This is a genomic window from Pseudomonas sp. Root569 (assembly GCF_001427465.1).
Classification (GTDB): Bacteria; Pseudomonadota; Gammaproteobacteria; order Pseudomonadales; family Pseudomonadaceae; genus Aquipseudomonas; species Aquipseudomonas synxantha.
The window spans coordinates 394,938-407,302 of the sequence record NZ_LMGQ01000025.1; the positions used below are offsets into that span (position 1 = coordinate 394,938).

13 protein-coding genes are annotated in these 12,365 nt (G+C 59.4%); 8 read left to right on the plus strand and 5 right to left on the minus strand.

Annotated elements, in window-relative coordinates:
- Positions 1 to 32: 32 nt before the first annotated feature.
- The gene (locus ASD70_RS22165; protein WP_046071238.1) at positions 33 to 1,934 is read right to left on the minus strand and encodes a potassium transporter Kup; all 1,902 of its coding nucleotides are present in this window, start codon (positions 1,932 to 1,934) and stop codon (positions 33 to 35) included.
- 289 nt (positions 1,935 to 2,223) lie between these two features.
- On the opposite strand from ASD70_RS22165, the gene rimO reads away from it, so the two are divergent.
- The 5 genes from rimO to tsaA all read left to right on the plus strand — a co-directional run bounded on the left by rimO (position 2,224) and on the right by tsaA (position 6,157).
- Positions 2,224 to 3,564: a 30S ribosomal protein S12 methylthiotransferase RimO gene (gene rimO, locus ASD70_RS22170; protein ID WP_005785474.1), complete on the plus strand. Its 1,341-nt coding sequence runs from the start codon at positions 2,224 to 2,226 to the stop codon at positions 3,562 to 3,564.
- A 108-nt stretch (positions 3,565 to 3,672) separates the two neighbouring features.
- Positions 3,673 to 4,146, plus strand: coding sequence for a GNAT family N-acetyltransferase (locus ASD70_RS22175; protein WP_046071237.1), 474 nt, complete (start codon positions 3,673 to 3,675; stop codon positions 4,144 to 4,146).
- Positions 4,147 to 4,217: 71 nt separating this feature from the next.
- Positions 4,218 to 4,928, plus strand: a complete 711-nt coding sequence (locus ASD70_RS22180; protein ID WP_056847462.1) for an rRNA pseudouridine synthase — start codon at positions 4,218 to 4,220, stop codon at positions 4,926 to 4,928.
- A gap of 68 nt (positions 4,929 to 4,996) precedes the next feature.
- Positions 4,997 to 5,458, plus strand: coding sequence for a DUF1456 family protein (locus tag ASD70_RS22185; protein ID WP_056847463.1), 462 nt, complete (start codon positions 4,997 to 4,999; stop codon positions 5,456 to 5,458).
- 3 nt (positions 5,459 to 5,461) lie between these two features.
- Positions 5,462 to 6,157: a tRNA (N6-threonylcarbamoyladenosine(37)-N6)-methyltransferase TrmO gene (tsaA, locus tag ASD70_RS22190; RefSeq protein ID WP_046071234.1), complete on the plus strand. Its 696-nt coding sequence runs from the start codon at positions 5,462 to 5,464 to the stop codon at positions 6,155 to 6,157.
- Between the two features lie 182 nt (positions 6,158 to 6,339).
- Here tsaA and fpr read toward each other — a convergent pair whose 3' ends face one another.
- On the minus strand, positions 6,340 to 7,119 hold the full coding sequence (gene fpr / locus ASD70_RS22195; RefSeq protein ID WP_003172178.1) for a ferredoxin-NADP reductase: 780 nt from the start codon (positions 7,117 to 7,119) through the stop codon (positions 6,340 to 6,342).
- 125 nt (positions 7,120 to 7,244) lie between these two features.
- Between fpr and ASD70_RS22200 the strand changes: the two genes are divergently transcribed.
- Complete coding sequence (locus tag ASD70_RS22200) at positions 7,245 to 8,171, plus strand: LysR family transcriptional regulator (protein WP_010212678.1); 927 nt, start codon at positions 7,245 to 7,247, stop codon at positions 8,169 to 8,171.
- A 3-nt stretch (positions 8,172 to 8,174) separates the two neighbouring features.
- Here ASD70_RS22200 and ASD70_RS22205 read toward each other — a convergent pair whose 3' ends face one another.
- From ASD70_RS22205 to ASD70_RS22215, 3 genes are all read right to left on the minus strand, one after another.
- Positions 8,175 to 8,537, minus strand: coding sequence for a diacylglycerol kinase (locus ASD70_RS22205; RefSeq protein WP_043048897.1), 363 nt, complete (start codon positions 8,535 to 8,537; stop codon positions 8,175 to 8,177).
- A 75-nt stretch (positions 8,538 to 8,612) separates the two neighbouring features.
- A complete protein-coding gene (gene erdR / locus ASD70_RS22210; RefSeq protein ID WP_046071233.1) occupies positions 8,613 to 9,263 on the minus strand; it encodes a response regulator transcription factor ErdR in 651 nt (216 codons plus the stop codon).
- Positions 9,264 to 9,515: 252 nt separating this feature from the next.
- Positions 9,516 to 10,235, minus strand: a complete 720-nt coding sequence (locus ASD70_RS22215; protein ID WP_046071232.1) for a tRNA-uridine aminocarboxypropyltransferase — start codon at positions 10,233 to 10,235, stop codon at positions 9,516 to 9,518.
- Positions 10,236 to 10,414: 179 nt separating this feature from the next.
- Between ASD70_RS22215 and ASD70_RS22220 the strand changes: the two genes are divergently transcribed.
- Together ASD70_RS22220 and ASD70_RS22225 are read left to right on the plus strand one after the other, a co-directional pair.
- Complete coding sequence (locus ASD70_RS22220) at positions 10,415 to 10,849, plus strand: PA3611 family quorum-sensing-regulated virulence factor (protein WP_043048893.1); 435 nt, start codon at positions 10,415 to 10,417, stop codon at positions 10,847 to 10,849.
- 293 nt (positions 10,850 to 11,142) lie between these two features.
- Positions 11,143 to 12,255, plus strand: coding sequence for a TIGR00730 family Rossman fold protein (locus tag ASD70_RS22225; protein WP_056847464.1), 1,113 nt, complete (start codon positions 11,143 to 11,145; stop codon positions 12,253 to 12,255).
- Positions 12,256 to 12,365: the final 110 nt, after the last annotated feature.

Here is a 12,365-nt window from a genome sequence, read left to right on the forward strand (position 1 = left end):
GAGCCGATTGCCGGCTCCCGTAGTGCAGCGCCTTACATTTCGACCTGGGTGCCCAGCTCGATCACGCGGTTTACCGGCAACTTGAAGAAGCGCAGGTTGCCGTTGGCGTTCTTCAACATGAAGGCGAACAGGGCTTCGCGCCAGCGGGCCATGCCCTTGATACGCGAGGCGATCACCGTTTCGCGGCTGAGGAAATAGGTGGTGCGCATCGGGCTGAAATCCAGCTCATCCAGATGGCACAGCTTCAGTGCTTCGGGCACATCCGGCTCGTCGGTAAAACCGAAGTGCAGGATCACGCGGAAGAAGCCTTCGCCGTAGGAATCCACCTCGAAGCGCCGTGCGGCGGGCACCCTTGGAATGTCTTCGTAGACCACCGTCAGCAACACCACCTGCTCGTGCAACACCTGGTTATGCAGCAGGTTGTGCAACAGCGCATGGGGCACCGCATCCGGGCGTGCGGTGAGGAATACCGCAGTCCCCTGCACGCGATGGGGCGGCTGCACGCGGATGCTGTTGATAAAAATCGGCAACGGCAAACCGCCTTCGTCGAGGCGCTCGACCAGCAATTGCTTGCCGCGCTTCCAGGTGGTCATCAACACAAACAAGACGATCCCCGCCAACACCGGAAAGGCGCCACCCTGGATCACCTTGGGCACATTGGCCGCGAAGAACAGGCCGTCCACCAACAGGCAGCAAAGCAATACCGGCACAGCCAGCACCGGTGGCCATTTCCACAGCAGCAGCATGACCGCCGACACCAGGATCGTGGTCATCAGCATGGTGCCCGTCACCGCTACGCCGTAGGCCGAAGCCAGGGCGCCGGAGGACTCGAAGCCCAACACCAGCAGGATCACCCCCACCATCAGCGACCAGTTCACGGCGCCGATGTAGATCTGGCCCTGCTCGGCGCTGGAGGTGTGCTGGATATGCATACGCGGGATGTAACCAAGCTGGATCGCCTGGCGGGTCAATGAGAACGCACCAGAGATCACCGCCTGGGATGCAATCACCGTAGCCAGTGTGGACAAGCCCACCAGCGGGATCAGCGCCCAGCTCGGCGCCAGCAGGTAGAACGGGTTGCGTGCGGCTTCCGGATCGCCCAGCAGCATGGCGCCCTGGCCGAAATAGTTGAGTACCAGCGCCGGCAGCACCAGGATGAACCAGGCACGGGCAATGGGTTTGCGGCCGAAGTGGCCCATGTCGGCATACAGCGCTTCGGCACCGGTCAAGGCCAGCACCACCGCGCCGAGAATCGCCACGCCGATACCGGGGTGCACCATAAAGAAGCGCACGCCCCATGCCGGGTTCAGTGCATTCAGCACTTCGGGCTGCTGCAGGATGCCGTACACACCCAGCCCTCCCAGCACCAGGAACCAGGTGACCATCACCGGGCCGAACAGCTTGCCGATGCGATCGGTGCCGTGCTTCTGAATCAGGAACAGCGCCACCAGCACAATCAATGCGATGGGCACCACCCATTTTTCCAGGCCGTCGAACGCCAGCTCCAGGCCTTCGATGGCCGACAACACGGAAATCGCCGGGGTGATCATGCTGTCGCCATAGAACAGTGCCGCGCCACACAGGCCGCACACCACCAGGAAACTGCGCAGTTTTGCACGCTCCCCGGCCGCTCGCCGCGCCAGTGCGGTGAGCGCCATGATGCCGCCTTCGCCCTGGTTGTCGGCGCGCAGCACAAACAGCATGTATTTGATCGACACCACCCAGATCAGCGACCAAAAGATCAGTGCCAGAATCCCCAAGACGCCGTCATGGTTGACCTGGACGCCATAACCGCCGTTGAACACCTCTTTAAGGGTGTAGAGCGGGCTGGTCCCGATATCGCCATAAACCACCCCGACCGCTGCCACCAACATGCCAATCGGCTTGGCGTTTGAATGCTCGGCACCTGCTGCCTGACTACTTGCCTGACCCATCAACCACTCCTGCCCTTTGACCCGAGGTCTTTTATAAACAGCACGTCTAAGCTGACCCTAGCATGCGCTGTTTTACTTCTCGTAACAGACGTTTTATTGACCCAAGGGCTTTGCCCATGCGCAACGGCGCGAAGCATAGCGCAGCACTCGTCGCATTTCCCTGCATAAAGCTGGTCAAGTGCGTTGCCCGTCGCTAGAATTGCGCACTTTTTGATCAGAGGCGCACCAAGCGCCCTTCCGCTGCCTTGTCGTGCACGACCGGCAGCGTCATTCAATACCGAGGTTAGACATGTCCACCACCATCGCAAAAGCCAACCCCAAGGTTGGCTTTGTTTCCCTGGGTTGCCCGAAGGCTCTGGTTGACTCCGAGCGCATCCTCACGCAACTGCGCATGGAAGGCTATGACGTTGTGTCCACTTACCAGGACGCCGACGTGGTGGTGGTCAACACCTGCGGCTTCATCGACTCGGCTAAAGCCGAGTCGCTGGAAGTGATTGGCGAAGCCATCAAGGAAAACGGCAAGGTCATCGTGACCGGCTGCATGGGTGTGGAAGAAGGCAATATCCGCAACGTGCACCCGAGCGTGCTCGCCGTGACCGGCCCGCAGCAGTACGAGCAGGTGGTCAACGCCGTGCACGACGTGGTGCCTCCACGCCAGGACCACAACCCGTTGATCGACCTGGTGCCGCCCCAAGGCATCAAGCTGACCCCGCGCCATTACGCGTACCTGAAGATTTCCGAAGGCTGCAACCACAGTTGCAGCTTCTGCATCATCCCGTCGATGCGCGGCAAACTGGTGAGCCGCCCGGTCGGTGACGTGCTCGACGAGGCCCAACGCCTGGTCAAGTCCGGCGTCAAGGAACTGCTGGTGATCTCCCAGGACACCAGCGCCTACGGCGTCGATGTGAAATACCGCACCGGCTTCTGGAACGGCGCGCCGGTGAAAACCCGTATGACCGAACTCTGCGAAGCCTTGAGCAGCCTGGGTGTGTGGGTGCGCCTACACTACGTTTACCCGTACCCGCACGTTGATGAGCTGATCCCGCTGATGGCCGCCGGCAAGATCCTGCCGTACCTGGACATCCCGTTCCAGCACGCCAGCCCGAAAGTGCTCAAGGCCATGAAACGCCCGGCCTTCGAAGACAAGACCCTGGCGCGGATCAAGAACTGGCGCGAGATCTGCCCGGAACTGATCATCCGTTCCACCTTCATCGTCGGCTTCCCCGGCGAGACCGAAGAAGATTTCCAGTACCTGCTCGACTGGCTGACCGAAGCGCAGCTGGACCGCGTTGGCTGCTTCCAGTACTCGCCGGTGGAAGGCGCTCCCGCCAACCTGCTGGACCTGGCCGTGGTGCCGGACGACGTTAAGCAAGACCGTTGGGAGCGTTTCATGGCGCACCAGCAGGCAATTAGCTCGGCGCGTCTGCAACTGCGTATCGGCAAGGAAATCGAAGTGCTGATCGACGAAGTCGACGAGCAAGGCGCAGTTGGCCGCTGCTTCTTCGATGCGCCGGAAATCGACGGCAACGTGTTTATCGACGACGCCAGCGGCTTGAAGCCGGGCGACAAGGTCTGGTGCACCGTGACCGACGCCGACGAGTATGACTTGTGGGCTGAAAAGCGCGACTGATCGGGTTTGCGCAATATTTTGAAAAAGCCCCGTTTCTGACAAGATGCGGGGCTTTTTTCGGGCTATCGTTTTGCCCATCAACGCCAATTACGGCAAGGGGCAGCGGGCATGCATCAGCATTCGGTTATCCACACACCTAAAAACAGCGACTACGCGCGCCTGACGCAGATCTGGGAAGCTTCGGTACGCGCCACCCACGACTTCCTGCCGGACAGCTATATAGACTTGCTGAAAAACCTGGTGCTGACCCGCTACCTGGATGCGGTGATGCTGGTCTGCACCAAGGACTCATGCCAACACATCACCGGGTTCGCGGGCGTGGCGGCGGGCAAAGTGGAGATGCTGTTTATCGACCCGCAACACCGAGGCCAGGGTCTGGGCCGCCAACTACTGACCTATGCGATCGAACATATGAACGCCGAGGAACTGGACGTCAACGAACAAAACCCCCAGGCCCTGGGGTTTTACTTAAAGCAAGGCTTTGAGGTGATCGGACGCACTGAGCATGACGGCCTTGGCCAGCCTTACCCGCTGCTGCATATGCGTTTGCGCCAGGCGCAACAACAGGCGCACCAGGGCTAAATGAAATGGGCTCGGGATTAACCGGCGCCAGGCAGGTACAATAGCCGCCCCCTTTTGTTACGGCCCTTGTCATGACTGACCCCATACGCCTCTCCAAACGCCTTATCGAACTGGTCGGTTGCTCCCGTCGGGAGGCTGAGTTGTTTATCGAAGGCGGCTGGGTCTCGGTGGACGGCGAAGTGATCGACGAGCCGCAGTTCAAGGTCACGACCGAGAAAGTCGAGCTGGATCCGGAGGCTAAAGCCACCGCTCCGGAGCCGGTCACTATCCTGCTGCATGCACCGGCAGGCATGGATGCTGAAACCGCCATGGCCTCGATCAGCGCTGAAACACTGTCCGAAGAACACCGCTTCAGTAAGCGCCCGCTCAAGGGGCATTTTTTGCGCCTGACCGCCAGTGCCGACCTGCAAGCCAAGGCCAGCGGCCTGTTGGTGTTTACCCAGGACTGGAAGATTTTGCGCAAGTTGACCGCCGATGCCGCCAAGATCGAGCAAGAGTACGTGGTAGAAGTCGAAGGCGACATGGTTGCCCACGGCCTCAACCGCCTGAACCATGGCCTGACCTACAAAGGCAAAGAGCTACCGGCCGTCAAAGCCAGCTGGCAGAACGAAAACCGCCTGCGCTTTGCGATGAAAAACCCGCAACCCGGTGTGATTGCGCTGTTCTGCGAAGCGGTTGGCCTGAAAGTCATCGCCATCCGCCGTATCCGCATCGGCGGCGTGTCCATCGGTAAGGTGCCAGTTGGCCAATGGCGCTACTTGTCCGGTAAAGAGAAGTTCTAAGTCGTTCGCCCTTTCCCGACACCGCCTGATTGGGCGGTGTCCACCGTTGAAAACCAGGATTGCCCACCATGATTCACAACGACGTACTGCGCAGCGTGCGCTACATGCTCGACATCAGCGACAACAAGATGGTCGAGATCATCAAGCTCGGCGGCATGGACGTGACCAAGGAAGACCTGCTGACCTACCTCAAGAAAGATGAGGAAGAAGGCTTCGTGTTCTGCCCGGATGAGGTCATGGCCCACTTCCTCGATGGCTTGGTGATCTTCAAGCGCGGCAAGGACGAAAGCCGTCAGCCGCAGCCGATTGAAACCCCGGTGACCAACAACATCATCCTGAAAAAGCTGCGCGTGGCCTTCGAGCTGAAAGAAGACGACATGCATGCAATCCTCAAGGCAGCCGAGTTCCCGGTGTCCAAGCCTGAACTGAGCGCGCTGTTTCGCAAGTTCGGTCACACCAATTACCGCCCGTGCGGCGACCAGTTGCTGCGTAATTTCCTCAAGGGCCTGACCCTGCGGGTCCGCGCTTAAGCCATGAGTTACCAGGTCTCGCCCGTCGGCTTCGTACGCTCCTGCTTCAAGGAGAAGTTCGCCATCCCGCGCCAACCGCAACTGGCACCGGCTGCCCGTGGCGTACTGGAGTTGGTGGCGCCGTTCGACCAGGGTGAGGCGGTGCAGGGGTTGGAGCAGGTCAGCCATGTGTGGCTGCTGTTTCTGTTTCACCAGGCCCTGGAAGACAAGCCGCGCCTGAAAGTGCGCCCGCCACGTTTGGGTGGCAACACGTCCATGGGCGTGTTTGCCACCCGTGCAACCCATCGGCCCAATGGCATTGGGCAGTCGGTGGTGAAGCTGGACAAGGTGGAGCCGGGGCGGCTGTGGATATCCGGGATTGATCTGCTCGACGGCACTCCGGTACTGGATATCAAACCGTATGTGCCCTATGCCGACATGATCGACAGCGCCACCAACAGCATCGCCAGCAGCGCGCCGCAGCTGATTGCTGTGCAGTGGCTCAAGACTGCGCTGCAACAGGCGCAAGGCCACGCTCAGCGCCTCGGCGAGCCGTTGGTGGAACTGATTGAGCAGTGTCTGGCGCAGGATCCGCGGCCGGCGTACCAGGTGCCTACGTCCGAACGGGAGTATGGAGCACAATTCTGGGATGTGGATGTGCGCTGGCACTACCCGGAACCCGGGCTGATTTGTGTGCTGGAAGTGGTTGCGGCGCAGTAAATCGCATAAACGAAAAAGCCCGCGCTGCCTTCACAGGCAACGCGGGCTTTTCTTTGCAAACGCATTCAACTGTAGGAGCGAGCTTGCTCGCGAAAAACGAACAGGCACCGCGTTGAATCAAGATGCCAGCGTTATCGTTGACGTCCTTCGCGAGCAAGCTCGCTCCTACAAGTGACCCGAAGTCACTTCTCTACGAACGCACGCTCGATCAGGTAGTCACCCGGCTCACGCATCCGTGGCGAAACTTTCAGGCCGAAGCTGTTCAACACTTCGCTGGTCTCGTCCAACATGCTCGGGCTGCCGCACAGCATGGCGCGGTCATCCTCGGGGTTGATCGGGGGCAGGCCGATGTCGCTGAACAGCTTGCCGCTGCGCATCAGGTCGGTCAGGCGGCCTTCGTTTTCGAACGGCTCGCGGGTCACGGTGGGGTAGTAGATCAACTTTTCACGCAGGGCCTCGCCGAAGAATTCGTTCTGCGGCAGGTGCTCGGTGATGAATTCGCGGTAGGCGACTTCGTTGACGTAACGCACGCCGTGGCACAGGATCACTTTTTCGAAACGCTCGTAGGTTTCCGGGTCCTGGATCACGCTCATGAAGGGCGCGAGGCCAGTACCGGTGCTGAGCAGGTACAGGTGCTTGCCCGGCTTCAAATCGTCAAGCACCAGGGTGCCTGTCGGTTTTTTGCTGATGATGATCTCGTCGCCTTCCTTCAAGTGCTGCAATTGGGAAGTCAGCGGGCCATCGGGCACCTTGATGCTGAAGAACTCCAGATGCTCTTCCCAGTTTGGGCTGGCAATCGAGTAAGCACGCATGAGCGGGCGGCCGTTGGGCTGTTGCAGGCCGATCATCACGAACTGACCGTTCTCGAAGCGCAAGCCCGGATCGCGGGTGCACTTGAAGCTGAACAGAGTGTCGTTCCAGTGATGAACACTGAGGACACGCTCGTGGTTCATGTTGCTCATGTACGGGGGACTCCTGGAAATGGGTCTGCGCCAAAGATACAGATGCGCAATTGCACAGCATTCTAATGGCGGCGACAATATCTGTTAACTGGATTATTAAGATAAGGGTTATCGGTTATATCGATATGCGATTTACTCTCCGTCAACTGCAAGTCTTCGTCGCCGTCGCCCAGCAGGAAAGCGTCTCCCGCGCTGCTGGCCTTCTGGCCTTATCTCAATCTGCCGCCAGCACATCGATCACCGAGCTGGAGCGTCAATCCAGCTGCCAATTATTCGACCGCGCCGGTAAACGCCTGAGCCTCAACGCCCTCGGCCACCAGCTGCTGCCCCAGGCCGTGGCGTTGCTGGACCAGGCCAAGGAGATCGAGGACCTGCTCAACGGTAAGTCCGGCTTCGGTTCCCTGGCGGTCGGCGCCACCCTGACCATAGGCAATTACCTGGCGACGCTGTTGATCGGTAGTTTTATGCAGCAACACCCCGAGAGCCAAGTGAAGCTGCACGTGCAGAACACTGCGCATATCGTGCATCAGGTGGCGCACTACGAAATTGACCTGGGTCTAATCGAAGGCGACTGCAGCCACCCGGATATCGAGGTGCAAACCTGGGTGGAGGACGAACTGGTGGTGTTTTGTGCGCCGCAGCATCACTTGGCCAAACGTGGCGTGGCGAGCATGGACGAGTTGACCCATGAAGCCTGGATCCTGCGGGAACAAGGCTCGGGCACGCGCCTGACCTTTGACCAGGCCATGCGTCATCACCGCAGCGCGCTGAATATCCGCCTGGAGCTGGAACACACCGAGGCGATCAAACGGGCGGTGGAATCTGGTTTGGGGATTGGTTGCATTTCGCGCCTGGCGCTACGCGATGCGTTCCGCCGTGGCAGCCTGGTGCCGGTGGAAACCCCGGACCTGGACCTGGCCCGGCAGTTCTACTTCATCTGGCATAAGCAGAAGTACCAGACCTCGGCCATGCGCGAGTTCCTGGAGCTGTGCCGCGCCTTCACCGCGGGGGTGCAGCGCAGCGACGAGATCGTACTGCCGAGTATCGCTTGATGCTCAGACGAGGATCACGGCCCACACCAGGGTAATCATGGTCAGCGCCACGAATTGCGCGGCGCTGCCCATGTCCTTGGCATTTTTCGACAAGGGGTGGCGGTCCAGGGAAATGCGGTCGATAGCCGCTTCCACCGCGGAGTTGAGCAGCTCGACGATCAACGCCAACAGGCACACCGCAATCAGCAGTGCCCGCTCAACCCGGCTGACCTGCAGGAAAAAGCTCACTGGGATCAGGATAACGTTCAGCAACACCAACTGACGGAATGCCGCCTCGCCAGTGAAAGCCGCGCGCAGGCCATCCAGGGAATAGCCCCCTGCATTGAAGATACGTTTGATACCGGTTTGACCCTTGAAAGGCGACATAGATGTAGGCAACTGAACCAAAGAAGTGGGGAAGCTAGATCACGCAAAGTCAAAAAAGCGTGAAGCGGTTGTAACTTAATGCTGCGAAATTGACTCAAGTTGTTGCAACAGCAGCGCGGCCTGGGTTCGCGTACGCACCCCCAGCTTGCGAAAAATCGCTGTCACGTGTGCCTTGATGGTCGCCTCGGACACGCTCAGCTCGTAGGCAATCTGCTTGTTCAGCAGCCCCTCACAGACCATGGTCAACACGCGGAATTGTTGGGGGGTCAAGCTGGCCAGGCCATCACGGGCAGCCTTGGCTTCCTCGGACACATTGATTTCTTCAAACGCCTGGGGTGGCCACGACACATCGCCATCCAACACCGCGCGCACGGCTTTCTGGATATCTTCCATCGCGCTGGACTTGGGAATGAAACCGCTGGCACCAAACTCCTTGGAGCGCACTACCACGTCGGCTTCTTCCTGGGCCGAAACCATCACCACAGGAATTTGTGGGTATTGCCCGCGCAGCAGCACCAGGCCCGAGAAACCGTAGGCGCCCGGCATATTCAGGTCGAGCAATACCAGGTCCCAGTCGGATTTTTCGGTGAGGCGGGCTTCGAGTTCGGCAATGCTGGCCACTTCGACCAGGCGTACATCAGGACCAAGGCCCAGGGTTACCGCCTGATGCAGTGCGCTGCGAAACAGCGGGTGGTCATCGGCTATCAGGATTTCGTATGTGGCCATTGGTTAAATGATCCTGTTTTTTATGGGAGCCTTGATGGGTTCAGGGCTCACCAATACACAAGGCGACGGCCAGGCAGCTATCGCCACAGGGCTCGCCCAACGCCAAAAACACATGTAATGACGTCGAGCATTCACGGTTGCGCCCCAATCGGCGCCCAGCATGCCCAGCGCAGCCTGGAGGGTCAAGCGCTACGCCCGTGGGCATTCTAGCGGGTTGCGGGTTCAGGGTGCCATCATGCAAACGTCGTCTGGCTAGGCTGCCGGTATATAGGGTGCAAGGCGCATATGGACAGCGTCCATCGGGTCCAAGGGCATTTGGAACTTGGCTGCCAGGTAATGGGCGCTGAATACATCGAGGTAGGCGTCCAGCACTTCGCTGGCAGTCAAGTCTTCGGCCAGCTCCAGGCACAGCGCCGCCACCTCGGCAGTACAGAAATGGTCATCACGCTTAGAACGCCGCAGCTTGTAGCGCGATAACTGCTCAGGGGCGAGGCTCAGGACTGGCAAATGCTCCAGGTAGGGGCTTTTGCGAAACATCTTGCGCGCTTCGCTCCAAGTGCCATCCAGCAGGATAAACAGCGGACGCTTGCCCTCCTCCACGCGGACTTGACTGACCACCCGTTGCGGCGCCACAAACTCGCCGGGAAATACGATGTATGGCTGCCACTGCGGGTCAGCCAACAACGTCAGCAAATCAGGATCTACCTCGGTACGTGACCAGGCAAATGCCGTGGTGTCGCCGATTACATCGGCAATGAGCCAGCCCGTATTGCTCGGCTTCATCGGTTCAACGTCGTGCATCAGCAGGCACATGGCTGACTTGGCCGCGACTTTGGGCCGCCAGGCGCACAAGCAATATTCGGGAATCACCCGACAGCCGGGGCAGCGCTCAGCCCGGGAACCACGATTGAGAAACGGCCTGATGGCACGCGCCAGGCGTTGGGTGCGCAAGCGGGAAACGGCGTGGCTCATCGGGCACGCGGCGAAGAAAAGGAAATCGACACGGAACAAACTCGTGAAAAACAGAAGTGCCCGCAGTTTACCAGCGATACGCCTGGCTGTAGTGGCAAGGGCTCACCTATAATTGCGCGCCACTGAACGCACAGCGCAGTGGCTGGTCTATGCACCAGTAACCGAATCAGGAGAGTTTAATGCTGCGTTCCATGCTGCGCCTTGTTGCCCCATCCGTCGCCCTTGCGTTGGCCTTGCCTATGGGCGCCCATGCGGCCTCGCTGCTGGAGGCTCAAATGAACAGGAAGCTGCAAAGCGTCGCGGCTGAAAGCAATAAGGACCTGCCCCGGGAAATCGATGAAAAGACCCTGGAAGTGGCCTACACCGTCGAAGGCATGCAGCTGATTGATCACCTCAGCGTGCTACCTGATCGCGCCGAACAGATGCGCGCCAACCCCAAGGCTGTGTACTTCCAGCTGGGCCGCAGTGTGTGCACCAACCCGGGCTATCGCGAGCTGATGGCCAAGGGCGCGGTGATGCGCTACGAAATCACCGAAAACAAGACCAACCGTCCTGTGGCATCGGTCAAGTTCGTAGAAGCCGACTGCCCGGCTCCGGCAAAAAAGAAAAAGTAACGACTGCTGAATCCTCACGCGCTGCTGTCCGGCAGCGCGTACACCACCGCGGCGTTTCCTGCCAACAACCGAACTTCGTGATGGGTGACCAATAAGCGGTTGCCAGCCAAGGGTTTTTCGGCCCATGATCAAGCCATCCCATACGCCCATCCACAGCAGTTTCAATGCTGTTCTGTAGTACTTTCAGGGCAAGAAAGGCCTGCCCTCCTGCGGCATGTCGCGACACATGCAGTGTCGTGGCCCCGACGACGCTCTCGTCGACTACCCAGGCCCTGTAAAGAAGGAGAAGTTGAATGCCTTATGAATCGAATGAGCAGTTGCTTCGTCATTTTGAAGAAAACGGGACCGACCTCACGCAGCAGGTCGACGCACAAATCCAGCTGATCGCCCCTAATAGCCCAAATATCCCCCTTTATCGCGACATGATCCTCACCGTCCTGCGCATGGCCCAGGACGACCGCGACCGCTGGAACGCCAAGATCACCCTGCGCGCCATCCGCGAACTGGACCACGCCTTTCGTGTACTCGAACAGTTCAAGGGGCGGCGCAAGGTGACAGTATTCGGCTCGGCACGCACACCTGTGGAAAGCCCACTGTATGCGTTAGCCCGAGAAGTGGGCGCTGCGTTGGCGCGTTCGGACCTGATGGTCATCACCGGTGGCGGCGGCGGTATCATGGCCGCAGCCCACGAGGGCGCGGGCCTGGAGCACAGCCTGGGGTTCAACATCACCCTGCCGTTTGAACAGCACGCCAATCCGACCATTGATGGCACCGAAAACCTGCTGTCCTTCCACTTCTTCTTTACCCGCAAGCTGTTCTTCGTCAAGGAAGCCGACGCGCTGGTGCTGTGCCCGGGTGGTTTCGGCACCCTGGATGAGGCACTTGAAGTGTTGACCTTGATCCAGACCGGCAAGAGCCCGCTGGTGCCGGTGGTACTGCTGGATGCACCTGGTGGTGGTTTCTGGCAAGGCGCCCTGGACTTTATCCGCAGCCAGTTGGAGGCCAATCGCTATATCCTGCCCACCGACCTCAAGCTGATCCGCCTGGTCTACAGCGCCGAGGAAGCGGTGGACGAAATCAACCAGTTTTACGCCAACTTCCACTCTACCCGTTGGTTGAAGCGTGAGTTTGTGGTGCGCATGCACCATCCCCTCAGCGACCATGCCTTGGCCCATTTGCAGGAAGAATTTGCCAGCCTGCGGCTCAGTGGTGAGTTCCAGCAACTCGCCTATACAGGTGAAGACCACGACGAACCGCGATTCAGTCATTTGACCCGCTTGGTGTTCAACTTCAATGGCCGCGATCAGGGGCGGCTACGAGAGTTGGTGGATTACATCAACCTCCCGGAAAACTGGGCGCAGGCTCAGGGCAAGACGCAGCAACGGGTGACGCCAGAACCCGCGTGACTTTATTGCAGGTGTCTAGTCCTGAAATAGGTTTACACCTGTTTCAGTCTCAAACCGCCCGATGCACCGCATCGGGCGTTTTGTATTTCAGGGACAGGTGTGGCCGTTCC

Coding starts and splice junctions, on each gene's coding strand:
- ASD70_RS22165 (WP_046071238.1), bottom strand. CDS start 1,934: ATGGGTCAGGCAAGTAGTCAGGCAGCAGGTGCCGAGCATTCAAACGCC.
- rimO (WP_005785474.1), top strand. CDS start 2,224: ATGTCCACCACCATCGCAAAAGCCAACCCCAAGGTTGGCTTTGTTTCC.
- ASD70_RS22175 (WP_046071237.1), top strand. CDS start 3,673: ATGCATCAGCATTCGGTTATCCACACACCTAAAAACAGCGACTACGCG.
- ASD70_RS22180 (WP_056847462.1), top strand. CDS start 4,218: ATGACTGACCCCATACGCCTCTCCAAACGCCTTATCGAACTGGTCGGT.
- ASD70_RS22185 (WP_056847463.1), top strand. CDS start 4,997: ATGATTCACAACGACGTACTGCGCAGCGTGCGCTACATGCTCGACATC.
- tsaA (WP_046071234.1), top strand. CDS start 5,462: ATGAGTTACCAGGTCTCGCCCGTCGGCTTCGTACGCTCCTGCTTCAAG.
- fpr (WP_003172178.1), bottom strand. CDS start 7,119: ATGAGCAACATGAACCACGAGCGTGTCCTCAGTGTTCATCACTGGAAC.
- ASD70_RS22200 (WP_010212678.1), top strand. CDS start 7,245: ATGCGATTTACTCTCCGTCAACTGCAAGTCTTCGTCGCCGTCGCCCAG.
- ASD70_RS22205 (WP_043048897.1), bottom strand. CDS start 8,537: ATGTCGCCTTTCAAGGGTCAAACCGGTATCAAACGTATCTTCAATGCA.
- erdR (WP_046071233.1), bottom strand. CDS start 9,263: ATGGCCACATACGAAATCCTGATAGCCGATGACCACCCGCTGTTTCGC.
- ASD70_RS22215 (WP_046071232.1), bottom strand. CDS start 10,235: ATGAGCCACGCCGTTTCCCGCTTGCGCACCCAACGCCTGGCGCGTGCC.
- ASD70_RS22220 (WP_043048893.1), top strand. CDS start 10,415: ATGCTGCGTTCCATGCTGCGCCTTGTTGCCCCATCCGTCGCCCTTGCG.
- ASD70_RS22225 (WP_056847464.1), top strand. CDS start 11,143: ATGCCTTATGAATCGAATGAGCAGTTGCTTCGTCATTTTGAAGAAAAC.